The 25,420-nt window shown below is 60.0% G+C and carries 18 protein-coding genes; 8 read left to right on the plus strand and 10 right to left on the minus strand.

Annotation, left to right across the window (positions count from 1 at the left end):
- The 7 genes from Thiowin_RS03035 to Thiowin_RS03065 all read left to right on the plus strand — a co-directional run bounded on the left by Thiowin_RS03035 (position 1) and on the right by Thiowin_RS03065 (position 13,735).
- The gene (locus tag Thiowin_RS03035; protein WP_328986267.1) at positions 1-1,521 is read left to right on the plus strand and encodes a Fic family protein; all 1,521 of its coding nucleotides are present in this window, start codon (positions 1-3) and stop codon (positions 1,519-1,521) included.
- Entirely contained in the window at positions 1,518-4,331 is a 2,814-nt protein-coding gene (locus tag Thiowin_RS03040) for a DNA methyltransferase (protein ID WP_328986268.1), read from the plus strand. Before Thiowin_RS03035 ends, Thiowin_RS03040 begins: the two co-directional genes overlap by 4 nt.
- A gap of 7 nt (positions 4,332-4,338) precedes the next feature.
- Positions 4,339-6,009 (plus strand): AIPR family protein, encoded by a 1,671-nt coding sequence (locus Thiowin_RS03045; protein ID WP_328986269.1) that lies wholly within the window; start codon positions 4,339-4,341, stop codon positions 6,007-6,009.
- A gap of 8 nt (positions 6,010-6,017) precedes the next feature.
- A complete protein-coding gene (locus tag Thiowin_RS03050; protein ID WP_328986270.1) occupies positions 6,018-8,957 on the plus strand; it encodes a DEAD/DEAH box helicase in 2,940 nt (979 codons plus the stop codon).
- 76 nt (positions 8,958-9,033) lie between these two features.
- Positions 9,034-11,079: a BREX-3 system phosphatase PglZ gene (gene pglZ, locus Thiowin_RS03055; protein ID WP_328986271.1), complete on the plus strand. Its 2,046-nt coding sequence runs from the start codon at positions 9,034-9,036 to the stop codon at positions 11,077-11,079.
- A gap of 16 nt (positions 11,080-11,095) precedes the next feature.
- Complete coding sequence (locus Thiowin_RS03060; protein WP_328986272.1) at positions 11,096-11,839, plus strand: hypothetical protein; 744 nt, start codon at positions 11,096-11,098, stop codon at positions 11,837-11,839.
- A gap of 216 nt (positions 11,840-12,055) precedes the next feature.
- Positions 12,056-13,735, plus strand: coding sequence for an ATP-binding domain-containing protein (locus tag Thiowin_RS03065; RefSeq protein ID WP_328986273.1), 1,680 nt, complete (start codon positions 12,056-12,058; stop codon positions 13,733-13,735).
- Positions 13,736-13,795: 60 nt separating this feature from the next.
- Here Thiowin_RS03065 and Thiowin_RS03070 read toward each other — a convergent pair whose 3' ends face one another.
- The 3 genes from Thiowin_RS03070 to Thiowin_RS03080 all read right to left on the minus strand — a co-directional run bounded on the left by Thiowin_RS03070 (position 13,796) and on the right by Thiowin_RS03080 (position 15,901).
- Positions 13,796-14,374 (minus strand): lytic transglycosylase domain-containing protein, encoded by a 579-nt coding sequence (locus tag Thiowin_RS03070; RefSeq protein WP_328986274.1) that lies wholly within the window; start codon positions 14,372-14,374, stop codon positions 13,796-13,798.
- 298 nt (positions 14,375-14,672) lie between these two features.
- Positions 14,673-15,389, minus strand: a complete 717-nt coding sequence (locus tag Thiowin_RS03075) for a Crp/Fnr family transcriptional regulator (RefSeq protein WP_328986275.1) — start codon at positions 15,387-15,389, stop codon at positions 14,673-14,675.
- A complete protein-coding gene (locus Thiowin_RS03080; protein WP_328986276.1) occupies positions 15,386-15,901 on the minus strand; it encodes a helix-turn-helix domain-containing protein in 516 nt (171 codons plus the stop codon). The genes Thiowin_RS03075 and Thiowin_RS03080 overlap by 4 nt, the downstream gene beginning before the upstream one ends.
- A gap of 231 nt (positions 15,902-16,132) precedes the next feature.
- On the opposite strand from Thiowin_RS03080, the gene Thiowin_RS03085 reads away from it, so the two are divergent.
- Entirely contained in the window at positions 16,133-16,852 is a 720-nt protein-coding gene (locus tag Thiowin_RS03085) for a hypothetical protein (RefSeq protein WP_328986277.1), read from the plus strand.
- A gap of 23 nt (positions 16,853-16,875) precedes the next feature.
- On the opposite strand, the gene traN is transcribed toward Thiowin_RS03085, so the two are convergent.
- From traN to Thiowin_RS03120, 7 genes are read right to left on the minus strand one after another with little or no spacing between them, the layout of a single operon-like run.
- Positions 16,876-19,629, minus strand: coding sequence for a conjugal transfer mating pair stabilization protein TraN (traN, locus tag Thiowin_RS03090; RefSeq protein ID WP_328986278.1), 2,754 nt, complete (start codon positions 19,627-19,629; stop codon positions 16,876-16,878).
- A 10-nt stretch (positions 19,630-19,639) separates the two neighbouring features.
- On the minus strand, positions 19,640-20,656 hold the full coding sequence (locus tag Thiowin_RS03095; RefSeq protein WP_328986279.1) for a TraU family protein: 1,017 nt from the start codon (positions 20,654-20,656) through the stop codon (positions 19,640-19,642).
- Positions 20,653-21,930: a TrbC family F-type conjugative pilus assembly protein gene (locus tag Thiowin_RS03100; protein WP_328986280.1), complete on the minus strand. Its 1,278-nt coding sequence runs from the start codon at positions 21,928-21,930 to the stop codon at positions 20,653-20,655. The genes Thiowin_RS03095 and Thiowin_RS03100 overlap by 4 nt, the downstream gene beginning before the upstream one ends.
- A complete protein-coding gene (gene lepB, locus Thiowin_RS03105; protein ID WP_328986281.1) occupies positions 21,917-22,465 on the minus strand; it encodes a signal peptidase I in 549 nt (182 codons plus the stop codon). The genes Thiowin_RS03100 and lepB overlap by 14 nt, the downstream gene beginning before the upstream one ends.
- Entirely contained in the window at positions 22,462-22,770 is a 309-nt protein-coding gene (locus tag Thiowin_RS03110) for a hypothetical protein (protein WP_328986282.1), read from the minus strand. The genes lepB and Thiowin_RS03110 overlap by 4 nt, the downstream gene beginning before the upstream one ends.
- Positions 22,763-25,165 (minus strand): type IV secretion system protein TraC, encoded by a 2,403-nt coding sequence (gene traC / locus Thiowin_RS03115; protein ID WP_328986283.1) that lies wholly within the window; start codon positions 25,163-25,165, stop codon positions 22,763-22,765. Before traC ends, Thiowin_RS03110 begins: the two co-directional genes overlap by 8 nt.
- Entirely contained in the window at positions 25,162-25,410 is a 249-nt protein-coding gene (locus Thiowin_RS03120; RefSeq protein ID WP_328986284.1) for an RRXRR domain-containing protein, read from the minus strand. Before Thiowin_RS03120 ends, traC begins: the two co-directional genes overlap by 4 nt.
- Between the last annotated feature and the right edge of the window lie 10 nt (positions 25,411-25,420).

A 25,420-nucleotide genomic window follows, 5' to 3' on the forward strand; every position in this document is an offset into this window, starting at 1 on the left:
ATGAGCACGAAGGAACACCAATTGAAGGCATTGATTGCCAAAGGCGAAGGGCTGGACATCGAGTTCAAGGCCTGCCGCGACCAGTTGCCCAAGTCGGTCTATGAAACCCTGTGCGCATTTCTGAACCGGCACGGTGGCGCCTTGCTCCTCGGTGTCCTGGATGACGGCGTTATTCAGGGCATCGCGCCCGATGCGGCAGCGCAAATTCGGAAAGACTTTGTCACGGCCATCAACAATCCACAGAAAATATCGCCGCCCACCTATCTGGCGGTGGATGAAGTCACGGTTGGCAGCAAACCACTGCTCCACATCTATGTGCCGGAAAGCTCGCAGGTGCATCGCTGTAATGGTCGCATTTACGACCGCAACGAAGACGGCGATTTCGACATCACCGACAACACGGCGCTTGTTGCTGCCCTGTATCAGCGCAAGCAGGCCACCTACAGCGAGAACCGGATTTTCCCTCACCTTGGGCTTGATGATCTGGATCGAGACCTGATCGCCAAATGCCGCAAGACTGCGACCATCCGCTGGGAAGATCACCCATGGAAAGATCTGGATGATCTGGAACTGCTCAAAAGTGCACAACTCCACCAAACAAGCCCGGACTCTGGCGCAAGCGGCATAACTCTGGCAGGAATCCTGCTGTTGGGAAAACAATTGCCGCTTTTAAATACGCTCCCCCATCACCGTACCGACCTTATCCTGCGCAAGGTGAATCTGGATCGTTACGACGACCGGGATTTCGTCGATGTCAATCTGGTAGAAAGCTACGAACGCATGATGGCTTTCATCCATAAACACCTGCCCGATCCTTTCTACCTGGAAGGCACGATGAGTATCAGTATTCGCGACGCAATCTTCCGAGAAGTCGCGTCCAATCTTCTCATTCACCGGGAATACACCAACGCCTTCCCTGCCAAACTCATCATTGAATACGGTCAGGTTCGCACCGAGAACAGCAGCCGTCCCCACGGCTTTGGTCGGCTCGATCCCGAGACCTTCACGCCGTTTCCCAAGAACCCGGTGATTGCCAAGTTCTTCCGGCAGATTGGTCGCGCCGACGAACTTGGTTCCGGCATGCGTAAAATGATGAAGTACAGTCGGGCATACGGGGGATCAGATCCGGAATTGGTCGAGGGAGATGTGTTCAGAATCGTTATCAAGGTGCCTGAGTTCAGCGAGAAGAAAGCATCCGAAACCCGACAAGTATCCGGCAAGCACCCAGCAAGTACCGGACAAGTCACAGGACAAGTCACAGGACAAGTCACAGGGCAAGTCACAGGGCAAGTCACAGGGCAAGTTATCAACCTGCTTAAAGTGACCCAGGGGGAACAGAGCCGGAATGCATTGATGGAAGCCATGGGACTTAAAGGCAGAGACAATTTCGAAAAGCTCTATCTTCGTCCCGCTCTGGAGGCTGAACTTCTAGAAATGACCATTCCCGATAAACCAAATAGTCGACTGCAAAAATATCGCCTGACGGAGAAGGGAAAAGCTATTGTGGAGAATCAACAATGACAACACAGGATCTCTTTAGCGAAGAGCCAGGCCAGCAGCCGAAGCTCTCCGGCCCGGTGACTTGTCTCGGCATGACCTTCGAGAACGATGAGGCCCGCCGTGCCCACTTTACCGAGGAACTGCGCAAGAAGCTACAGGACCCGGAATTCCGCAAGATCGAAGGCTTTCCGCACGGCCACGACGAGGACATCCTGAATCTGAGCGATCCGCCGTACTACACCGCCTGTCCGAACCCGTGGATTGCCGACTTCATCGCCGAGTGGGAGGCACAAAAGCCGGAACAGCCTGAGGGCTACCACTATCACCGCGAGCCTTTTGCGGCCGATGTGAGCGAGGGCAAGAACGACCCGATTTACAACGCGCACTCCTACCACACCAAGGTGCCGCACAAGGCCATCATGCGTTACATCCTCCATTACACGCAGCCGGGGGATATAGTGTTTGACGGCTTTTGCGGAACTGGCATGACGGGGGTGGCTGCTCAAATGTGTGGCGAGCGCGAAGTGGTGATGTCGCTCGGCTACCAAGTGAAGCCGGACGGCACCATTTTGCTGGAAGAAACGGATGAAGATGGCAAAAAGGTTTGGCGACCGTTTTCAAAGCTGGGCGTCCGCAGAGCAATTCTCAATGATCTCTCACCGGCAGCGACATTCATTGCCTACAACTATAATACGCCAGTCGATGTTGTAACATTTGAGAAAAATGCAAAATGTATTCTCAAGGAGGTTGAAGAAGAGCTTGGGTGGATGTATGAGACGCTGCACACGGATAACAAGACTCGTGGCCGAATTAATTATGTTATTTGGAGCGACGTATTCTCCTGTTCCGGATGCCAAGAAGAAGTGGTGTTTCTTGATGCAGCAGTAAGTGATGATGGCCAAGTATCATCAGATTCGTTTGAATGTCCAAGCTGTAAAGCCACCCTCAGTAAAGCAAGCATCGAAAAAAGAATGGAAAGCGTGCTATCACACGACGGAACCATTGTGGAGCGTGTAAAAAAAGTACCTGTTAGCGTAAACTACAAGATTGCTTCAGGTCGAAAGGAAAAGGGGTTTGCTGATAGCGATCAGCAACTACTCAAAAAGATAGAGCATTATGCACTCCCGGAATATTGGCCTAAAGTTAAACTTAATAAACAGAAAGAGCAGTACAAGCGAGACGCCCTTCATTTGCGCGGAATTGAAACTGCTTCTGATTTTTATACTCGTCGAAACCTTATTGCTCTTGGGGCGTTGTGGAAACGCGCAGCTGGTTCTGGTCAGAATTCTTACGCACTTCGGTATTGGCTCACATCAATCCAGTGGCTTGCTTCAAATATGTATCGCCATAGGAAGGGTGGTGGCGGTGGCCAGCAAGGCAAATTAACCATTCCAAGCCTTGTCCGTGAACAAAATGTTTTCCGCCTTGCAGTCGACAAACTAAAGAATGTGGTTGAACTGGTTAAGCTCATTCAGAATTGTCCAAAGTCGAATGTTATAACTACCGCAGATGCTTCTTCAGCTGGCCTTTCAGTCAAAGACAGTATTGACTACATATTTATAGATCCCCCATTTGGTGGAAATATTTTTTATTCCGACCTAAATAGCATCTGGGAAGGATGGCATTCTGTAAACACAAATGACGCTACCGAGGCAGTAGTTCATCGTGTACAAACAGATAGAACTAAAAAACTTCGAGACTACGCGGAACTAATGAGGGCTGGCTTGTCCCTAGCGTATTTATCCTTAAAGCCTGGGAGGTGGGTTACTGTCGAATTTTCCAACTCCCAAGCATCTGTTTGGAATGTGATCCAAACAAGCATGCAAGAGGCAGGGTTTGTTGTTGCAAATGTTGCGGCATTAGACAAAAAACAGCGTAGCTTTCGTTCAGTAACAAGTCCAACTGCTGTCAAGCAAGACCTTGTCATCTCAGCCTACAAACCCAATGGCGGCTTTGAAGAGCGTTTCCAGAAAGAGGCGCAAACCGAAGAAGGCGTGTGGGATTTTGTTCGCTCTCACTTGAAGTATCTACCTGTTACTAAACGACAGGGCCTTTTGCTTTTGATGGTGCCCGAGCGTGATCCCCGCATTTTGTTCGACCAGATGATTGCGTTCTATGTCCGCAAGGGTTACCCGGTGCCGATCTCCAGCCAGGATTTTCAGATCGGGCTTGTACAGCGCTTCATCGAGCGTGACGGCATGTATTTTCTGCCGGATCAGGTGGCCGAATATGACCGTAAGAAAATGATCTCCGGTGCCCCAAAGCAGCTATCGATGTTCGTCTCCGACGAGGCATCGGCGATCCAATGGCTCCGCCAGCTCATCAAAGAAAAGCCGCAGACCTTCTCCGACATCAATCCGCAGTTCATGCAGCAGCTCGGCGGCTGGAGCAAGAACGAGGCCCAGCTCGACCTGCGCGAACTGCTGAACCAGAACTTCCTCTGCTACGACGGCAAAGGCCAGGTGCCCGAGCAGATCCACGCCTACCTCTCCACCAACTGGAAAGAACTGCGCAACCTTCCCAAGGATGATCCGGCGCTGGTCACCAAAGCCCGCGACCGCTGGTACGTGCCCGATCCCAACAAGGCAGGCGACCTTGATAAATTGCGCGAGAAGGCGCTGCTCAAGGAGTTCGAGGAATACAAAGAGGTCAAGAAGAAGCTCAAGGTCTTCCGCCTGGAAGCTGTACGCGTCGGATTCAAGAAAGCCTGGCAGGAGCGCGACTACGCCGTCATCGTCGCCGTGGCGGACAAGATCCCCAACAACGTCCTGGAAGAAGATCCCAAGCTGCTCATGTGGTACGACCAGGCCGTCACCCGGCTGGGAGGTTGAGCCAACGATGGACATCAATGCCAGTATTATTGATCAGCAACTGACTGGGCTGTTGGAGAAGCATTCCGACTGGCTTCCGGCAGGAGATCCAAACAAGAAACGCTCAGCCGCCTTTGTCTTGCTGTGCATCGCGAACTGTCTCGATATTCCTTTGGAAGAGGCGGTTGATCTGCTGACCGAGGGTGGAAATGATGCCGGAGTCGATGGTTTAGACATTGGCGAGGTTGAGGATGGCGAATTTCTAGTGACCCTGTTTCAAGGAAAATACAAGATCAACAACCTGGATGGTACAGCCAACTTTCCCGAGAATGGCGTCCAGAAGGCGGTCAACACGGTCCAGACACTGTTTGACCCAGCCAAGGAGATCGACCTCAATCCCTTGCTGAAACCTAAGGTGGAAGAGATTCGCTCTCTGGTGCGGGATGGGTATATCCCGAATGTTCGAGTGATGTTGTGTAATAACGGCGCAAAATGGACGGAACAGGCGCAACGCTGGATTGACCAGTCGGGGCTGCCCGAGAAGCAGACGCTTTGGATACATTTCAACCATAACTCAATCGTTGAGATTCTGCGCAGAGCAAAGACCGTTAATGACACGCTCAGGTTGGTGGGCGACGCGGTGTTTGAAAATTTTAACTTCCGCCGTGTGGTGATCGGTAAGGTTCAGGTTTCTGAAATTGCCGAGCTGTTTAACCGACATCATGATCAACTGCTGCAACGTAACATTCGGCGCTACTTGGGGTTGAACGAGAACCGAGTCAACGCAGATATCCACCGCACGCTAGCTGATCCAACGAGTCGCGAAAACTTCTATTTTTTCAACAACGGCATCACGATCATCTGCAACAGTTTTCGTCACAATGCGCTACAGGGTGCGAACTATCAATTAAAATTGGAGAACATGCAGGTGATTAACGGTGGGCAGACTTGCAAGACCATCCAGCAGACGCTGAGCTCACCTGATTTGCTGGCTGATTTTGAGCATACTTATGTCATGGTGCGGGTTTACGAGCTGGCTGATGATGATCAGGGTTTCGTGACCGATATTACCTATGCAACGAATAGCCAGAATCCGGTCGATCTGCGTGACCTTCGCTCGAATGACGAGATACAAAAGAACCTGGAATTGGGAATCAAGGATCTGGGGTTTACTTACAGGCGCCAGCGTGAAGAAGGCGGTGGCGGTTCAAATGTGATTACTAGTTCGATTGCCGCTGAGGCAACCCTTGCGGTCTGGAGGCAGAGACCGCATCAAGCCAAATTTCGACGTAAGGAGCATTTTGGCAAGCTTTATGATCTTATTTTCCAAAATCTCAATGCCGCTCAGGCGATCCTTGCCGTCCTGATTTTTCGTGAAGTCGAAAACGAACGTAAGCGACCTTCAGATGTGGCTCCACCGTTATTCATGCCCTATGCATCCCATTATCTTTCAATGCTCATTGGCACAGCTTTACTTGATGATGAAGGGCTTCGTCTGGAGGACGTGACCCATCGTCACTTTACGCAACTTCAGGAGCGGCTTAGGAATAACGCGGCACAGTATCACACTCAAGCTGTGGCGAAAGTGACCGAAGCGCTGACGCAATGCTATGGAAAGCGAGACATTTCATTGCAGCAGCTCTCTGCAACCTTCCGGCGTGGCGATCTTCTTGAAATGCTTGGTGTTGACGGGGCTTGAGCTTGGAAGTGCTCTGGCACTACAGCAGCCTTCATAACTGCGCCTGCAAGGTCATCGAAGAACAGACCCTGTGGGGGCAGACGGTGTGCCGCGTCTGGTTGCCGAACCAGGACGCAGTGGTGCGCGTACCCCGCTCCGCCTTGCGGCCGCTAAGTGCAGACCTGCAGCCGGAGATCGAGGTCGGGCGCATAGCCTACGTGGCCGCCGCAGCCAAGGTAGCCGAGGTGCTCGAAGGCAGTCTGTTTGGCCATGGCAGCGCCACCGAGGGCCATGTCTTGCTGGCTCCCATGGAGTCCAACGTCATCCCGCTGCCGCACCAGATCCACGCCTTGTCCCGGGCCATCTCAGGCGACCGCGTGCGCTATCTGTTGGCCGACGAGGTGGGCCTCGGCAAGACCATCGAAGCCGGGCTGGTCATGCGTGAGCTCAAGCTGCGCGGGCTGGTTCGGCGAATCCTGGTCGTCTCTCCCAAGGGCATCGCCACCCAGTGGGTGGCGGAAATGCAGACCCACTTCAATGAGCAGTTCCAGCTCGTGCTGGGCGATGACATCGGCACCTTGCAGCGTCTGGCCCCCCAATTTGGAAAGAGCGCTGACCACCGGAACCCATCCTGGTCGATGTTCGATCAGGTCATCGTTTCCCTGGATTCGGTCAAGCCCATGGACAAGCGGCGCGGTTGGACCGCCGAGCGCGTTGCCGACTACAACCGCAGCCGGTTCGAGGATCTGATCACCGCCGGTTGGGATCTGGTGGTGGTGGACGAAGCGCACCGCCTGGGCGGCAGCACCGATCAGGTCGCCCGCTATAAACTCGGCAAGGGCCTGGCGGAGGCCGCGCCCTATGTGCTGCTTCTTTCGGCGACTCCCCACCAAGGCAAGACCGATGCCTTCCATCGCCTGATGAACCTGCTGGATAATGACGCCTTTCCGGATATGGACAGCGTCACCCGCGAGCGGGTGGCTCCGTATGTCATCCGTACCGAAAAGCGCAAGGCGATCGATGCCGACGGCAAGCCGCTCTTCCAACCCCGGCGCACGCAGATGGCCCCGGTGGCCTGGGAGAGCCGTCATCACCTGCAGCAGCTTCTTTACGAAGCGGTGACTGACTACGTGCGCGAGGGCTACAACCAGGCCCTGCGCGAGAAGAAGCGCCACATCGGCTTTCTGATGATCCTGATGCAGCGCCTGGTGGTCTCTAGCACCCGAGCGATTCGCACTACGCTGGAACGGCGGCTTGCCGCACTCAAGGAAGGCGAACAGCAGGCCAGCCTGCGCCTAAAGGAACTGGAGAAAGCGGAGCTGGAAAACGGCACGGAGGGATCGGAAAGCCCAGACGATGAAATGGCCGAACTATATGACATGGATGGCCAGGAGCTGCTCGATGAGCTGCTGAAATCCCAGGTGTCGGCTCTGCAGAGTGAAGGCAGCCATGTCGAGACCCTGCTCGAAGCGGCGGTCCGTTGTGAGCAGGCGGGACCGGATGCCAAGGCCGAGGCGCTGATCGAGTGGATCTACAAGCTGCAAGCCGAGGAAAACGAACCGGATCTGAAGGTGCTGATCTTCACCGAGTTCGTGCCGACCCAGCAAATGCTGAAGGAGTTTCTGGAAGCCCGGGGAATCTCGGTGGTCACCCTGAACGGCTCCATGGCCATGGAGGAACGTGGGGCAGCCCAGGATGCCTTCCGCAAATCGCACCGCGTATTGGTCTCCACCGATGCGGGCGGTGAGGGTCTGAACCTGCAGTTCGCCCATGTCATCATCAACTATGACATCCCCTGGAACCCCATGCGGCTGGAGCAGCGTATCGGCCGCGTGGACCGTATCGGCCAGCCAAAAGCGGTACGGGCAATCAATTTCGTATTTGAAGATTCGGTCGAATTTCGGGTTCGCGAAGTGCTGGAGCAAAAGCTCTCAGTGATCTTCAAAGAATTCGGCATCGACAAGACCGGCGACGTGCTCGACTCCGCCCAGGCCGGTGAGTTGTTCGAGGATGTGTTCGCGCAGGCCTTGGTGAATCCTGACGGCATCGAAACCTCGGTCGATCACACGGTGGCCAGGATTCGCGATGAGATTCAGCAGGTGCGCGAGTCCTCCGCCATCTATGGCCTCTCCGAAGAACCGGATGTGCAGGCGGCTGAGAGGCTGCGCTCGCATCCGTTGCCCCACTGGGTGGAGCGGATGACGGTAGCCTACATCAACTCCCATGGAGGCGCGGCCACCCGCAAGCGCTCCTGGTGGGATCTGAACTGGCCGGACGGCGAGGAGCATCGCAAAGCCGTGTTCAGCGCCCGAGAGGCGGATCGTCTCACCGACGCAACCCTGCTCAATCCTGAAAACAGCCGCGTTCGTGGGCTGGCCATGAACCTGCCGCAGGTCGCGCCAGGTCAGCCATTGCCTTGCGTCGCCGTGAGCGGCCTGCCAGCCAGCATCTCCGGGCTTTGGGGGCTGTTTGAGATCCGCCTGCACGCCGGCGTCCAACCAACCGACCAGCCATATCACCAATCCCTGCGCATTCCGCCGATGCGCCGCGACTGGTTCAGCCTGTTCCTGAATCAGGAAGGACAGGTTTTCCTGCCGACTGCCCGCCACATCTGGGACACTCTGGTCAGCACCGACCCCGAGGTGCGTTCATCGCTCGACCAAGACGCCTCCCGAATCGCCTACGCATCTTTGCTCACTGCCGCCGAAGAAGCTGGGCAGACCATTTTCGACACCTTGCGCCAGACGCACCACGACGCCTTAGGCCGCGAGGAAGAACGCGGCCAAACCGCTTTCAGTGCGCGGCGCCGTGCGATTGAACGGCTTGGCCTGCCGGAGGTGCGGCACTACCGCCGCACGCGCTGCGATGCCGAAGAATCCGAATGGCGTCAAGCGCTTGAAACCGCGCGCGCATTGATGCCCGACATTCGCCCTTTGCTGGCGTTGCGCATTACTCCGGAGGAAAGATGACTGCTACTGACAGCGCCCCTGATTGTTGGAAAGGGACAGGCTGCGGTCAAACCGCTCGCGCCTAGTGAATACAAGAATGCCTAGCTGGCGCGACCAGATTCTCAGAGAGTTCGTACCGAACCTGAGCAAGCTGACGCTGGTCGCCGATCCGGATGCGCTGCTGACGGAAGAGCGACTCGCGGTGGCGTTGCGCCAACGCGGATTCGAGCTGATCGAGTTCACCGATCCGGTTGAGTTTCGCTATGTCTATGAGTCGGGTTATAGGTCGGTCTGGGATCGTGGCGAGCAAACAGACTTGGTGGTGATCCTGCGCGCGGCTGACGATAATCTGGAATCGCTGCCGTTCGATCTTCTTCAGGCCGGGCGAACGCTGGCATTCGACTTAGGATCCATTTTCCCGCAGCTGAGCTATCCGGTCATCGAGACGCTGGATCGGGGGCTGCTCGATGCTCTGTTTGCTGCCCAACAGCAGGGACCTTCAGATCGCCTGGGTGACAATGCCACGCGGGATTTTATCCTCCGACACGTCTTTGGCGTCGCTGCGGAGCTGGTGACCACCGACGCGGATCTGTTGCGCGCATTACTGCGCTTGCATTATTCCAACCCGTCATCTTCGGCATCCCCGCGCCTGCCATCCGCGCTGGCTGAACGCTTGATCGCGGTCTTTAAAGCCCAGGCCAGATTCAGCGACTGGCCGTTGGAGCACCTGTTGCCCGACGCGGAGGCCTTTTTTGCTTTCATGCAGGAACGCTGGCCGGTCTTTGTCGCTGGTTTGGCGCAGGGTGATCAGGTCGCCGAGCCGAGGTTGGTGCCCGTCGCTAGTCAAGGCGGATTCCAATACCCCGGCCCTGAGCACCTGCCTTTCGATCATCACGATATCCGCGTCTATATCGACAATCTCTTTCTTGAAGGTCGGCTCACACCCATCCTGACCAACAACATCGAGCTGCCGTCTGACTCCTGGGTGCGCAGCGGTCTTTTGCGCGCTGCGGTCGATGACGAGGCGATACGCATGGCGCGACTGTTTGATCGCGTCGCGCAGGAATGTCCGCCCGCGGATGCCCGGCATAGCGACTGGATCAGCTTTGCGTTGTTGTGGGCTGAGTTGAGCGCCAAGGTTCACGCCAGCACCCAAACCGAGCCGCGCCGGCAATGGCAGACAATAGCCACGACCATCAACAGCCGTTTTGTCGACTGGCTTGCCGACCACTATGCCAGTCTCATCAACCTGCCGCCGACCGAACCGGCCATGCTGCATCAAATGCCGCGCCGGCTGGCACGGGAGATGGAGCAAGAAGCTCCGCAGACTCCGGGCGGCCAGCGGGTGGCGCTGATCGTGGTCGATGGACTGGCGCTGGATCAATGGGTCGGCCTGCGTCCGCTGCTGCACCAGCAAACCCCGGCGCTCGTCATGCGCGAGTCGGCGACCTTCGCCTGGATTCCGACCCTGACGTCGGTGTCCCGGCAAGCCATCTTCGCCGGCAAACCGCCGCGCGCCTTTCCGGATTCCATCCACAGCACCCATCGTGAGGAGAAGCTATGGACGCAGTTCTGGGAAAGCCAGGGGCTTTCGCGGCTGGACCTGGCGTTTCAGCGGGGTCTGGGCGACGGCGATGCGCGCTCCGTCTTGGGCGATTTGATCCATCCTCGCAAGACGCGCGTGGTCGGTCTGGTTGTCGATAAAGTCGATAAGATCATGCATGGGATGCAGCTTGGCGCGGCCGGCATGCATCAGCAAATCCAGCAGTGGTGCCAAACCGGCTTTCTCGCTGGGCTAATCGATCAATTGCTCGACTGGGGTTTTGCCGTTTGGTTGACCGCCGATCATGGCAACCTGGAATGCCAAGGTCAGGGGCGGCCCAACGAGGGGGTGGTGGCGGAAACGCGCGGCGAACGGGTGCGGGTGTATCCATCACCTGTGCTGCGTTCCCCGGTCGCGCAAGCATATTCCTTTGCGCGCGAATGGCCGCCGATTGGTCTACCAGAGCACTATTACCCGTTGCTGGCCGGTGATCGGCATGCCTTCGTTACTCAAGGGGAAACCATCGTTGGGCATGGCGGCGCGGCGATTGAGGAGGTCATCGTCCCGCTGATTCGCTTCGAGCGGCGGATGGCAGGGTAAAGGGAGCGGCGCGCGCATGAACGGACGTCACCAGGCCATCGGCATCAAGCAGGTCATTCGCCTGGACTGGATGCAGCGCACGGCCAACCTGCTGTTGGCTGGCGTGGATGCCAAAGCGATTCGCATGGAATTGCACGAGGCACTCAATCGGGAAACCGATGGCCAACGCAGCGCCCAGACTCGGGCTTTTGCCGTCAATAACCTGATGACCATCTGGTGCTCCGCCGATGCCGAGCTTGGTCCTTTTCGCGCAGCCGTGCTGGAGATGCTGCGCCAAGATCCCAAGAGTGGCCTGGCACTGCATTGGGCCATGATCTCAGCCGCTTACCCCTTCTGGTTCAATATCGCCCGCCAGACCGGACGTTTGCTAGCGCTGCAGGATCAGGTCACCCAGGCACAGATCGTCGCGCGGCTGAAGGAAAATTATGGCGACCGGCAAACCGTAAGCCGTTACGCGCGTTTTGTCATTCGCTCCTTCGTTGACTGGGGCGTACTCCAGGATGCCCCAGTCAAGGGTTGCTACGAACAATCGGGACCCATCGCCTTTGATGATCGGGGACTCGCACTCTTGCTGTATGAATCCGCGCTGCTAGCGAGCCCGGAGGGGAAAGCCTCATTGGCCCGACTGGCGAATGAGCCGGCATTTTTTGCATTCAAACTCCCCCTTCTCTCAGGAGGGCTGCTCTCCGAGTCCCGCGCCCGACTGGATGTCGTCCACGGCGCTTTGGATGATCAGATGTTGGTCCGAAAACCAGGATGATGCGCTTCATTTTTTCACTTCTCGCGACGTGGCTGCCGCTGAACATTCCCAAATGGACGTTGCTTTATGACAGCCAACGTCCAAGATGGCCGGGAACTCTAAACCGAATATTCCGAGAATGCACGTTTAGTGCAAAAGCCACGCGCCCTCATTGGCGGTAGATGCCCTGAGTGCATGCGGTCCAAGCCCTGAGTATCAAACAAGCGGCAAAGCACAATGGCCACCATCATCCCCTCCGACCTGACACGCCTCGCCCTGAGCGGCGCCCATGAGCCGGAGATCGCCACCCTCGCCGTCCTGCAAAATCGCCTACCCGCTGCCTACACCGTCTTCCATGGGGTGCATTGGACGCGTCAGTACAAGGGCCGCACCCTGTATGGCGAGATCGACTTCGTGGTGCTGAACCGCGCCGGGCAGGTGCTGTGCATCGAGCAAAAGAACGGTCCGCTGGAAGAAGCCGATGGGCAGCTGATCAAGCACTATGGCGACAACCGCAAGAATGTTGGCGTGCAGATTCAGCGCTCGCTCGACAGCATCCGCGACAAGTTCACCTATCAGCTCGGCAAGCAGCAGCGCCTGGAGCTCGAGTATCTGATCTACTGCCCGGACCATGCGGTGCGCCAGCTCAATGCAGCGGGCCTGGATGTCGAGCGGATTGTCGATGCCTCCCAGCGCGAGCGCCTGGCCGAGCGCATTCAGGCCATTCTGCCGCCGGGGCCGGCAAGCCAGGATGCGCGCGCGCAACAGGTGGCGGGGTTCTTCCGCCAGACCTTCGAGGTAGTGCCGGATGTGCATGCCTATATCGGGGAGCAGGAGCGGCGCTATACCCGCCTGTCCCATGGCCTGCTTGATGTGCTGGCCAATATCCGTATGCGCCAGTTACGCCTGCATGTGCTGGCCACCGCCGGCAATGGCAAGACCCTGGTGGCACGGCACTTCTTCGATGACTGTCTGGAGCGCCGCCAGCGGCCGCTGTTGTTGTGCTTCAACCGACCGCTGGCGGAGCGGCTGAAGCATCTGGTCGGGCGCGGCGGGATGGTGGAGACCTGGTATGGCTTCTGCGATCAGTTTCTGCGCTCGCGTGGCGCGCCGCTCAATTTCGATGACATGCGCACTGATCCGGCCTTTTGGACGGCGGCGGCCAAGCAGGTGGAAGAACAGGCGCTGATGCAAGAGCCGACGGATGACTGGCGCTTCGACACGCTGATTGTCGATGAGGCGCAGGATTTCGAGGGCGACTGGTTCGAGGCGGTGCGGCTGTTTCTGCGCGAGGAGGCGGCCATGCTATGGCTGGAGGACCCGAATCAGAATGTCCGCTCGACCACGCCCATGGCGTTGCAGGAGCAGGACTTCGTCGGTTTTCAGTCGCTACTGAATTATCTCTCGCCGGAGACCATCGCGCGCTTTATCCGCCAGGCGCTGCCAGAGTTTGTATTCACGGGCGCGAATGATCTGCCAGGGCTGGGGGTGCATGTGACGCCCTATCAGGAGTCAACTGAGCAACCGAAACTGATCGGGCGCATCGTCGGGCAACGGCTGAAGCAGCGCTTTCGCCCGCAGGATATCGCGATTCTCTCCTGCCGGGGTGTCGGCAGCACAGCGATGAAGGACTGCACGCGGGTCGGCAATCATACCCTCAGGCGCTTTACCAATACCTACGACCTGCTCGGCAATCAGATCTACTCCGACGGGCAGATTTTGTTCGACTCCGTGAGGCGGTTCAAAGGCCAGCAGGCAGCGGCGGTGATTCTGGTCGATGTCGACCCGCGCGAGACCGATCTTCAGCGCGAGCTGCAGGTGCTGTTTTGCGGTCTTACCCGCGCGACCGTGCATCTAGATGTGGTCTGCGCGGAGAGCAATCCGACGGTGCAGGAGCGGATTTTTCCGTTGGCTTGAGCACAGACAACGCAAGCCAACCAAGTGCCCCGTCAAAGCCCTGATACCGCTGACGGATTCTCAACCAAAATACCCTATAACCCGGCGGACATACTCCCGCGTCTCCCGATACGGGGGAATCCGGTTGCCATATTTCGCCACCGCACCCTCGCCAGCATTATAGCCGGCGAGTGCCAGCCGGATGTCGCCGTCAAAGCGGTCAAGCAGGAAGCGCAAATAGGCCACACCGCCGCGAATATTCTGCTCGGGATCCCAGATGTCGCGCACGCCAAAGCGCCTGGCGGTCGCCGGCATCAGTTGCATCAACCCGCAAGCACCGGCAGGCGATTTCGCGTTTGGCCGGTAAGCCGATTCGGCGCGGATAACGGCATGGACGAGATTGGGGTCGATGCCATGGCGGCGGGCTTCGGCGATGATTAGCGGCGCAAAGCGCGCCCGTCGGGCTTTGATGGTCCCGGAGACGGGTTCATGCGCGGTGACGGCGCTGATACGCCGGATTTTCGGGACAGGAGGTGCCGTGCTTTCGACATGATGTCTCCCTGCCGTCCTTGCTGTCTTGGTTTGTCGCAGTAAGCTTCGACGCAGCTCCCAGGGACTGAGCGAGCGCTCGAAGCCCAGTTCGCGCAGTGGTTGATCCATTCCGGAGACGGGAGGAACGACGATTCCAGCCAGAATAAAGGCGGCCACCAGGTGGCGGCCGAAAAGCGCGCTATGGGATCGAAGTCGTCTTGGTCTTGGAATGATCTTTTCGGGCGATCGTTGTTTTGCGATTGATCTCACGGGTGTTGGCTGCTCGTCAAAATGACATGGCCCCGACACTAGCAGGGCCTTGTCAGGCGAGCAGCACGGAATGACGGCCATTGAGGGCGTCTTTCCTGGCAATGACATCCTGTCGTCATCCTGTGATCGTAGTTCGCTGACCGAGGCCGACAACCGCTCAGGCCGCCTGGCGTTCCAAGGGTGTTTCACCCGGCGTTCCGCGGCCCTGATGCCCGAGCAGCAGGATTCGGCGGCCTTCAAGGCGAATTCGACCGTCCGCAGCCAGGCGCCCCAATGCCCGACTGACGGTCACCCGTGCACAGCCGATGCGCTGGGCGAGCAGATCACGTCCCACCTTGACCAGGGTGCCCTCCGGATGCGACATGGCCGACGACCAAGCGGCGGCCTCGTGGAGCGCATCGAGCAGCCGTTTCTCGGTTGGGACCGCGTGGGCGCGATGATGACGCTCGGCCAGGTCGAGCCAGCAGCGCGCATAGGACTGGAGCATTTCATCGCGCAATGGCTGATTCAGTTCGATTAACTCGCCGACCAACAGCGACCGCAGCTGCTCGACCTCGATGGTCAACACCCGCGTCAGTCGGTTTGCCCGGAACCACAGCGTCGGCGGCGGCGCATCCAGCAGCCAGTTGTTGCCGCCGAACCAATGCCCCGCATCGACCGGGTGCATGCTCAAGCCATTGTGGCGCTCGCCCGCCCGCCAGGTCAGCTGTAACTGCCCCATGAGCACGAAGCCGATGCACTGTCGGGTGATTGCTGGGGCGAGAAGATCCCCGGCCATCAACTCGGTCACATGACCATGGGGTTCGAGCGCGCGCTGCACCGGGCTCAGACGCCCAGGCGGTGGATGCAAGGTGGTGATCGTTGCTTTGCTCATGCGGCCAGCCTCTCTGTTTGTTTTGTCATCAAAACGACGGAAGGCCCCTGACGGCGCGCATCCAGGGTCAGTTGAATCAGCCCTTCCCGCACCAGTCCATCGATGGCCGCGCGCAGGGTGCCAATGGTGAACCCGGTCATGTCTTCGAGTTGCTTCAAGGTCGTGTCCCCCTCAACGCCATCGATCAGCGCCAGCAACAACAGCTTCTCGCTCGGCGGGCGCCGGGACATCCACACCCACTGCCGCCAGCTGTCGTGGTTGAGCCCATCCAGGAGGGAACGCAGGCCCTGACTGCCCATGTCCAGGACCGCCGCCAGTTGTGCCAACACCGCCGGCTCCAGGACGGCATCGCCGTTCTCGATTCGCGAAATCCCCGATTGCGGCAAGCCGACCCGCTCGCCCAGCTCCCGTTGAGTCAGCCCCATGGCCAGGCGGGCACGACGAATCAACCGCGACGGCGCATCGGCTTGGACCACCGGCGTCGGGTTGTGACAAGGAACGACTCGCTTCACGGCTCTTCCCCCCCTTGTTGCGACATTACCCTAGTATTTTAGATGGAATTGACCCGTGGATAAATTACATCTTATTCATGTTGCGCCTTGGTCTTGAAAATCCGTTGACTCGCAGACCGTGAATCAAATGATGTGTACCGAATCAGCCCGTAAAACGATGATCTTTCGGTGCTGCATCCAGCCGACATCCCGGCTAGCCTGAGCTTTTGGTACCAAAGCGGAGGTTACCCGATGGCCCAGGTCTCACAGACGCACAAACACGCTTTTTCCAAGCCCGTTCTCGACCAAACCGTCACCATTCACAGTCAGAATGCTCAGTATGTCTTGCAACGCGGACGCTCTTTTGTTCTGGTGGTGCGGGCGCTTTATGGCATCTCGGTGGTGCTACGCATCATTGGCGATGACGCTGACATGGACCAGATCGAGGCGCTGGTCTCGGAGCGCATCGGGGCGGTGGCGCAGCGGCTAACCGAAGAGCAGGCCAGGCTGAAACAGCTCGCCGATGGCGAGGGCGGCGTGCCGGTGCCGCGCTACACCCATCCCCGCGAAGTCACTTTGCAGCTGTCCTCACCGGCGTTGGCGCAGTATCTGCGCTTGATCGTGCGTCTGGATCAGACGCTGATGCTGCTCGATGGGCTGTGGTTCGCGGGGCTGATCTCGAACAAGCAGCGCAAGGATGCGACCCATGATCTGCGTCGGCTGGTCTATGGGCTAGGGCGGGAGCTGATCGATCTGGAACGCCGGGCGCGGGACTCGGCGGTTCGGCGCGGGCAGGCGGACGCGCTTCAAGAAGCCGATGGCGACGCGATCGGCGCGACTTTGGTCTCGGGGTCTTTGGTGGATGTTGACGACTCCACGAAGGCGGATGCAACTGACACCGACGTTGCCAGCGCTAACGATGCATCAGCGCCCGCCAGCGACGACACCAATCAAACTGCCAGCGACGACTGACCCTCAAACCTGTACTACAGCACTCAGGGCAGATCCGCCCGGATCTGCTCCCGCAGGGTTCCGGCGGCATCATGGACGATGTCACCGCCATTGAGCCCCTCGGCGCGCAGGACACTGCGCTCGGCCGCGTCCGCCCGGGCGCCGGTGCTTAACTCAGAGCCGGTGCCCGTCAGCGTTTCAATATCCAGATCGGCCGCTATCGGATACTGCCCAGACTCAGCCAGGATGGCCAGCCACTCGGACAGATCAATCCGCTCCCAATCCAGGCGTTCCATCTCCTGCAAGCTCAATCTGGAGCAATCCGGGTTTTTGGCACTGCCCCAGCCATGGCCGCTCTGTGCCCGCGCCTGTTCGTTGATGATCCGCGCAAGCGGGCTGTTGAAGCAGCAGTAGCTTTTGCGCTTTTCGATGCACAAGCCCAGGATGTCGCTCTTGCAGTAGCTGCCGACGTAATGGCAGGAGCGCAATTGACGTTTGGCGCCCAGCTCGAACTCATGCTGCTCGCATTTCCAGATAATGCGGATCAGGATCATGACCAGGGTATAGATCATGCAAGCGGTCATGATCCAACTGAGCGTCGTGCCGAGCAGTCCTCCGAGCTGCAACTGTCCCGCTTGCACCGTGCCGCCGACCACTGCCGGCCCACCACCCGAGGTAACAAAAAGCGCATTGGCGGCGGCATCGCCGAAGATGTTTGCCACCCACTGCGCAGTCTGGCGCATGACGGCCTGCTTGGCGGCATCCAGAGACAAGCGAGCCGCGCCCTCGCTGGCCGAGGCAGCGGTCTTGCCCATCAGGTTGTTGGCGGCAGTCGTGAAGGCATCGGTGACCGCATCCCAGCTATTCACCAACGGATCACGCAGTACCTCCCAGCTGCCGCGCAGGGCATAGCCGGATTCGGAGGCCATGATGGCGGCATCGACCTTGGTCACCATAAACATCAGCTGGATGTAGTCGACCAGGAAAATGCCCTGCGGGGTCTCGCAGCAATCCACGACGCCGCCGACGGCTTGCTTGCACTGGGCGGCAATGCCTGAGAAGACCTCGCAGTGACCCGGCGCGGTGCAGTTAGAATCGAGTAGCACGAACTCGGCGGCTTGCAGCGCGGCGGCGGCCTCGGCAAAGTCATCGGACTGCTCGTAGGTCAGATCCAGGCAGTCATCGCCCAGACAGCGTACCGGGCCGGCGCAGGTGACATCGGTCTCGCGGGTTAGGGTGGGGATGTCTGACGTGCTTCCGCAATCGAAACGCGATTCGGTGACATAGCACAGGCCATGGGGATCGCGGGCTCCTTCGACGCAGGCGGATTCGACAAACTGGCACGCCGGGTCATCGACCAGCGGGCCGCAGTCATCGGCGATGTCGCCTGGGTTGAAAGGACAGTGCCGCTCGCCCTGGGGGTCAGTCCAACAGTCCATTTCTCCCGCATTGAACCCGGCGCAATCGGCCTCGATGGCGATCTCGCGGCAGAAGGGACTGAGCCAGGGGACGGGCGAGGGGCCAAAATCTGCAGCACAGATGCGCACGCCAAGCGCGCTGTAACAGCCGTCCGCATCGAGCGCTGGCGCGCCAATACAGTCCGCGCTGCCGGAACAGAACGCACCAGGACGCATGGTTTCGGCCAGGTGAATACAGGCGCGTGTCGCGTCCCAAACTTGCTCGGTAAGTGGGCGAGGGGTTAATGCAATGCGCAGGCGGATTCGCACCGCGCCGTCGGCTTGGTGCCACTGCCCGGCCTCGGTTGCGAAACGCGCGACATTGCGCAACTGGAATGACCCGCCACGGCGCAAGGATACGGTGTGGTCCTGATCAACCAGGGGGCGGCGGCGGATTGGCGTGCCCGAATCCAGGCTGGTGTCGGCATCCAGGTACCCTGGAAAGCGCAGTTCCCAGACCTGTTCCATGGCGCTGAGGCGGCAATCGGCATCGCAAACGGCGCTGGGATCCGCGTCCCGCGCGGTCAGGGAGACACCGATGCGCTCGACCCGGGTCGGTTCGCTGATCGCGATACTGAAGGTGTGTGGTGATGGGAACCCGCAGGTGTCGCAGGACGGCAGCGGATCAGAGCCCGGAATATCAAACACCACCTCGACACAGCCATGGCCACAGGTGATCAGCTCCGCACCACCTGTAACAGAGACACTGGTCTCCGCCGGTGGCAGTGTGTAGGTGTGGCCAATGCGGCAGGAGCCACCCTGTTGGACCTGCTGACAAGTCTCGATCTCGGGGAGATGGGCCTGGCGCGTGCCGCCGGTGAACGCCGTCTGCACCGAGCAGTCGGTGAAGGTCGCGGTCATCCCGGCCATGTCCGCCATCAGCGGGTCGGTCTGGGACCAGAGGGGATCACCGCGCAGGTCGATGTCCGAGACGCCGAAACCGCCATGCAGGCTGTCAAAGGCCGATCCGTGGGCGGAATCGGTCTGCAGCAGATCGGCCTGGACCGCCTGGCCTTGCGCGCCAAGACCCGCCGCGTTGCCATAACAAGCGCTGAAGTCCGCCGCTGAAGCTGCGGAGGCCCCCGGGAACAGCCCTTCGATGGCGAGCGCATCCGTGCCGCCATGACCCGGAAAGACCAGGGTTCCCCCGTCGATCTGGGGTAGCACGAAGACGCCGATTTCAGAGGCCCCGAACGCCTGTCCCTCTCGCCCCAGATCGGCCAGTTCATCGCCCCACACCAATGCCCAGGGTGTCCAGGCCACGGCCAGACTGACAAGGGATGCCAACAGGCGGTAGGCCGGCGAGCGCGGGTGGGCTGCGTGAGATCGTTTAGCGTTCAACAGATCAGACTCAGAAGGTCGCACAGCAGTCCTGCCATCGCCAGAGAATGTAGAGGTGGTCCTCACCCGGTCCCGGATAGGTGCGATGGATGCCCCAGCGGAAGGGACTCTCGCCGATCACATGGCTGCTGTTGGCCTCCGGCAGCGGGTAGAACATGGAGAACTTGTATTGGCTCTTGGGCATGAAGGGCGCGATGGGCGCCTTGCATAGTGCCCCGTCGCCCATGGTGCGCCGCGCGAATCCGCGACGATGCAGCGCCGCCATGGTGCGGGTGGCCGAGAGCGAGGTGGCTCTGGGTCGGGAGCCCAAGGTTGGCTGCGCGCCGGCGAAGGGATAGAGCAAGCCCCAGGTGCCGGCGCACCAGAACAGCTCATCGAGCGGGATGCCAGCGGTGGCCGAGACGCCGTCAGCCAGGCAGGCCGCGAGCGCCGGCGGCGAGGACAGCCAGGCCACCTCGGGGTGGGTGAAGAAGGCCAGCTCGGAGTGGTTCCAGGTCGGATCGAGCTCGGAGAAATGCAGGATATCCAGCTCGCTGAAGCCGTCCGGATTGCAGCGGTCGTCATAGAGCAGATCGAGCATCACCAGCAACGGGAAGGCATAGACATGGACGTTGTAGAAAGCCGCGTCGCTGCTGTCCTCTTCGCTCTGCCCGCCGCTGCCGAGCAGGCGCACATCGCCGAACGGCAGCCGAATGCCACCCAGGGCCGGCGCGCAGGTGGGATTGCGCACCATCTCGATGATGCGCGCGGGTTCCCACATCCCGATGGTGAAACCGGGCTTGGGGATACCGAGCGGATCGGGACAGACGCAGACCACTTGGTTGGTCGCGCCAGCGGGAATGTGGCCCCCGCCAATGGGCACCCCGGCGATGCGCACCGGGAACAGACAGGACCAGCAGACATCGGTGATGAGCTTCTCGCTCAGCAGTTCGGCGTCCGGGCAGGTGGCGTCGTCGGCCTGGGCTGGAACCGTGACGCTGGTGAGCAGCGCCATTCCAGCCAGGCATTGAAGAACGGAGCAGTTCATGGGGTCTCGCTCCTTGCCATAGCCGGCTTGACTTGACCCATCATCGCCACTTCCCGCACCCGGAACTGCCGTCCCACCGCCTCGACGATGGCGGGAACCCTGTCCAGGGAGAAGCGTTCACGGATCTCCGGGGTGAGCAGATAAACCCGACGGTCAAGTTGCTCCATCACCTGCGTCAGTTCGTTCCAACCGCCTTCGCGGTGGAGGCCGGTCAGCAGGAAAGTCGTTGGCTTGTCTGACGGTTCATTCGCGAGCGATTGCGCGAAGGCCAGCTGGCGACTGTCCGATGCATCGAAGATCACCAGGCGCTGGGTGAAGGGAAGCTTGTCCAGCGGATTGACTGAATCCCCCGCTCGGACCAGCAGCGTGCCATCGGGTAGATGCACATCCGCCCCCGCCGTGATGGTCGGATCGATCCAGCGTTCGCGTTCTTCACCTGCTGCGGGGAGGGTCTCGAAGGCCAGCCGGTCGAAGGCACGCTGGACCGCCCGTTCGCCCAAGGTCTTGAAGTCCAAAAGCGCCAGTCGTTGATGGATTAGCTCCAGAATGTCCTGCTCGGCGATCGCGCGGATGGGGCCGCGCACCCCAAGGTCGCCGGTCTTGCCCTCGTCCAGGGCGGAACGCAGCCAATGAATGCTGGCCAAGCCAGAGACGCGCGCGAGTTCTGTTCCGTCGGGTCCAGTCGCGACCAGGGTCGGGACGGATTCGATGCCATGCTCCCGAAAGGGCGTCGGATCGAGCAGGACGGTCGGCTGCGGGTCGATGTCCTCCAGCAGCGGGGTCAGGCTCGCCATGAAATCCAGCAGCGACTCGTCCTCGCCAATCCCGCGAAACAGGATTCTGGTCTCCGGCTGACCGGCGGCGAACAGGAACAGGTCGCGCAACTGAGACTCGCCGAGGGCGCGGGAGGCGAACAGGGTGAAGGTGATGGCCGGAGGATGATTGGCGTCGGCAACCGAATCGGCGGCGCAGGATTCGGTTTCCTCCTTGATGATTGTCCTCGCCCGCTCGGCAATGGCTTCGGCGTCCGCAGCAAACCCGCGCGACTGCGCATTGGCTTGCTGAAGCCAAGCCGGCAGCGGCTGGCCGTCGATGTCCGACAGAATCCCATTGGCGCGGGCCAGAATTTCTTGGAGCTCGGCGTCGATGTCGGCTGACGGCGACTCTTGATCGGTAGCCCATACCGCGCTGACCACAGCCAGCCCCCCGGCCAGAAATCCCAGCGCCGCAACGCGGCTATTCAGGACCAGGCGCATCCACTCAGAACAGCGCATACGCCCTCCCGATCACCTGGCTGTTCGGGAGCACGCCCCAGTAGCGCGAATCGAAACTGTCGCGTGTGGCCCCCATGACCCACAGAAAGCCATCGTGGATGGTCAGTGACCCAACCAGGAAATCCGCGACGGACAATCCCAGCGCCTTGGCCAGCGCTGGGTCGCTTTGCGGCTGCATGATGCCATTGATCAACGTCCCGTCCGCCGTGACCGCTACCTGGTCACCCGGCATACCGGCCACGCGCTTGATGATGGTCTGCTCGCGACGGAAGTACGGCGCCATCGCGTCGGTCGCCCTGAAGGCGATGAGCTGATCGCGCTGGATGTCCCGGTCAAAGGTATCGATTAGGTACCAGCGATACGGCGGCAGGCATTGACTGATCTGGTCATCAATGCCGATGCGGTAGCGCGCGCAGCCATAGCCAATCAGAATCAAAATCGCCGTCAGCACCAGCAGGGCTTTCAGCGCAAACCGATCCCAGGTTTCGAGGCTGGGTTTGGGCTGGGATTTGGATATGAGCACCGACCCGATCATGGCTTGACCTCCGTCGGCTGGAGGAAAAGCGCTTCTGGCGCGGCCAGAACGGCCTGATCGTCCAGCACCAGAAAGCCATGCTCTGCTAGCCGCTCAGCTAGCGTCCGAATCGCCGCTCCGTCCTGTCCGCCGCGCAGCCAGTCGGCGACCGACAGCACCAGGATCGAGTTTGCTGGATGGTCTTGATTTACCGCCATGCGGTCAGCAACCAAGCCCCCAATCAGCCCACCAAGAACAGCCGTTAGAACAGGAACAGTCAGCCGGGGATTGATCCACTCCGAGCGATCTTGCTTGCCCTCAGCCATGCCCACGCTCCCACAGCAGCCGCCGGATCGCGCCGACCACATCCAGTCCCTGTTGTCGCAAGCTCTCCAAGGCCGCCACATCCTGCGGCGAGGTGCTGTAAAGCAGCCGTCGGAACGGATCGACCACCAGCCGGCCGATGCCGCCACCCAGGGTCGTCAGGCAGAAGATTTCCGAGTAGGCGCCGGGGACGGTGTGGACCGTCTTGAGCAACTCGGCCGCTTCGATGGGAATCGGCAGGCGTTTTTCCTGCGCCAGTTGATCGATGCTCTGGGAGGGCTGGGCCAGCAGGAAGGTATTGGCGCTGTTCTCGGCAATCGCCCGTCCGACAGGGTTGGCATAGAGGTCCGCCAGCGACTGGGTGACCGTCACCGCCGCACCGCCGTATTTGCGGAACCGCCGGTAGCCCGATTCGATGAAGCGCCCGACATCGCCCTGGGTCAGCAGATCCCAGGCCTCGTCGATCACCACCAACTTCTGCTGGCCGCGCTCGCCGAGATACATGGCCTGCTGGATCTGGTAGATCAGCTGGAGCAGAACCACTTGCTGCAAGTGTCGGCGGCTTTTCAGCTCCTCCAGCTCCAGCACCACCAGCGGCGCGGTGAAGCGAATGCTGTTCGCGCCATTGAAGAAGCGCCCATACTCGCCCTGACTGGTGAAGGCATAGAGCTGGCGGCCGACATCCTGCAACCGGGGGTCGTCTTCCCGGAGCAAGGCCTCGGCAATGGCATCCACCGTCATCTTCGGACCCAGGGCATCCCAGACCTGCTTGAGCACCCGCTTCAGTCCTGCCGTGCGATAGTCCCCCAGCGGCTCGGTCGGCGCCGCCATGGCGGTGATGATCGCCAGCACCACATCGGCTTCCTCCTCCCAGCGCTGGACCAGCTCGAAGGGATTGATGCAGAGATCAGAATCCGCCTGGAAGGCGATGAACTGCCCGCCCAGCGCCTCGCAGACTTTCTGATAACTGCGCCCGACATCGACAATCCAGCAGCGCGCGCCGGCGCTGAGCGAAGAGGCAATCAATTCATTGGTGAAGAAGCTCTTGCCCGCGCCGGAACTGGCCGCCACCACCGCGTTGTAATTGCTGGTGGAGTCAAACAGCGACAGGTTCATCAGCTGTCCGCTGCGCGAGAGCAGGTTGACCACAGGCGTGGGCGTGCCTTTCCAGTCACCGAAGACCGGCAACAGGGCCACCGCATGCCGTGCGGCCAGCGTGCGGTAGCGCATCATGTCGCGAATCGCCCGGCAGTCCATGCCGAAGGGCAAGGCCTGAAGGAACAAGGGCAGCACGAAGTAGCGATCACGCATCAGCTGAAAGCCGAGCTCGCGCCAGTAGGTGATGGCGTTGGAGGCCACGGCGGATGCCTCGGCGGGACTGGAGAACAGCACCAGGCTCAGGTAGCACTGCACCGGGCGGTCACCCTGGTCCAGGGCCGCAAACAAGGCATCGAATCCGAGCTTGCGCGAGACCAGTTCCGGCATGAACTTCGCCAACGGCCCATAGGCGGTGTTGGTCGCCCACTGGCGCTGACCTTTCATGCGCGCGCGCAGGCGTTCCTGGTCAGGGAAATACAGATTCAGCGTGACCAAAGCGTTGTGGCGAATGCCGCGCGTACCGGAGAGGGGATCGCCCAGATAGCGCGCCGCCAGGCCAAAGTGGACCTGGTCCGGATAGCGCTTGCAGGAGAGAACCTGCACGCGGGTCTCCCCGAGGGTCAGCCCATCGGCATCGACCTCCAGGGCATGGTCATAATCGAGCAGCTGTTCGCGCAGAATCCGGGTCGGGTCGCATTCCGGGGCAATGCGATGGCACCAGGAGGCGTCCTCGCCCCAGTTGAGCAGTGTTCCCATCAGCCGGACATAGTTCTCGGCAGTGAGTGCCTGCGGACGCAGCCCGGCGGTGCTCAGCATCTGCTCGGTCTCGGCGCGATGCTCGATGGCCTGGGAAATTTCGGCCGCGTTCGGCAGCTGGGCGCTAATCGGCACTTTCACCCCGACGAAGACGCGCAGATCGCGCACTCGCACTTCGGTGCCAGGAATAATGGGTTCGCTCACGCCGGTGCGCAGAAACTGCGCGCGCTCCTGGGTCGCTTCACGCAGGACGCCAGGGTCCAGATCCAGGCGCAGTCCGAGCATGACGGCCAGGGATTGGTCGATATCCGGGGTGGACCAGAGGGCGACCTGCATTTGGGTGCCGGCGGGCCAGTCCTGATTGAGCAGGACCGAGAGCCGCTCGGCATAGGATGAATCAGCACCGGCCAGCGGGGTACAGAGAAATCCGTACCCCAGGGTCTGGTCGTCGTGTTGGAACAAAAAACAATCGGGGGCGAAGGCGAGCGGGCTGAACAGGTTCGCCGCGCGCTCGCCCTGAAATTGACGGGCGGGATGGGTCATGGCTGGTCGGGGGCCTCTTGCTGGGGCTTATAGGTCAATTGAATCCGCGGCGGCTCGGCGCTCAGCAGCCAGGCGCGACCGAGTGTGATCAGTTGACGCGCGCGGGCGGGTTTGCAGGGGGCGAGAAAGCGGCCTTGGTCATCCAGCACCGCCACGGCCGATGGCCGGCATCTGGTCCCTCGTTGGTGTCGCATGGTTGGAATGGCCTCGCTGAATTCGGGGATTGGAACGGGTTGTGAATTCATTGGGAGGCGG

Origin of the sequence: Thiorhodovibrio winogradskyi (assembly GCF_036208045.1) — a bacterium.
In the GTDB taxonomy this organism is placed as follows: domain Bacteria; phylum Pseudomonadota; class Gammaproteobacteria; order Chromatiales; family Chromatiaceae; genus Thiorhodovibrio; species Thiorhodovibrio winogradskyi.

Excerpts from the sequence above, each read along its gene's own strand:
- Thiowin_RS03035 (WP_328986267.1), top strand. The coding sequence starts at position 1 with ATGAGCACGAAGGAACACCAATTGAAGGCATTGATTGCCAAAGGCGAA.
- Thiowin_RS03040 (WP_328986268.1), top strand. The coding sequence starts at position 1,518 with ATGACAACACAGGATCTCTTTAGCGAAGAGCCAGGCCAGCAGCCGAAG.
- Thiowin_RS03045 (WP_328986269.1), top strand. The coding sequence starts at position 4,339 with ATGGACATCAATGCCAGTATTATTGATCAGCAACTGACTGGGCTGTTG.
- pglZ (WP_328986271.1), top strand. The coding sequence starts at position 9,034 with ATGCCTAGCTGGCGCGACCAGATTCTCAGAGAGTTCGTACCGAACCTG.
- Thiowin_RS03060 (WP_328986272.1), top strand. The coding sequence starts at position 11,096 with ATGAACGGACGTCACCAGGCCATCGGCATCAAGCAGGTCATTCGCCTG.
- Thiowin_RS03065 (WP_328986273.1), top strand. The coding sequence starts at position 12,056 with ATGGCCACCATCATCCCCTCCGACCTGACACGCCTCGCCCTGAGCGGC.
- Thiowin_RS03070 (WP_328986274.1), bottom strand. The coding sequence starts at position 14,374 with ATGGATCAACCACTGCGCGAACTGGGCTTCGAGCGCTCGCTCAGTCCC.
- Thiowin_RS03075 (WP_328986275.1), bottom strand. The coding sequence starts at position 15,389 with ATGAGCAAAGCAACGATCACCACCTTGCATCCACCGCCTGGGCGTCTG.
- Thiowin_RS03085 (WP_328986277.1), top strand. The coding sequence starts at position 16,133 with ATGGCCCAGGTCTCACAGACGCACAAACACGCTTTTTCCAAGCCCGTT.
- Thiowin_RS03095 (WP_328986279.1), bottom strand. The coding sequence starts at position 20,656 with ATGAACTGCTCCGTTCTTCAATGCCTGGCTGGAATGGCGCTGCTCACC.
- Thiowin_RS03100 (WP_328986280.1), bottom strand. The coding sequence starts at position 21,930 with ATGCGCTGTTCTGAGTGGATGCGCCTGGTCCTGAATAGCCGCGTTGCG.
- lepB (WP_328986281.1), bottom strand. The coding sequence starts at position 22,465 with ATGATCGGGTCGGTGCTCATATCCAAATCCCAGCCCAAACCCAGCCTC.
- Thiowin_RS03110 (WP_328986282.1), bottom strand. The coding sequence starts at position 22,770 with ATGGCTGAGGGCAAGCAAGATCGCTCGGAGTGGATCAATCCCCGGCTG.
- traC (WP_328986283.1), bottom strand. The coding sequence starts at position 25,165 with ATGACCCATCCCGCCCGTCAATTTCAGGGCGAGCGCGCGGCGAACCTG.
- Thiowin_RS03120 (WP_328986284.1), bottom strand. The coding sequence starts at position 25,410 with ATGAATTCACAACCCGTTCCAATCCCCGAATTCAGCGAGGCCATTCCA.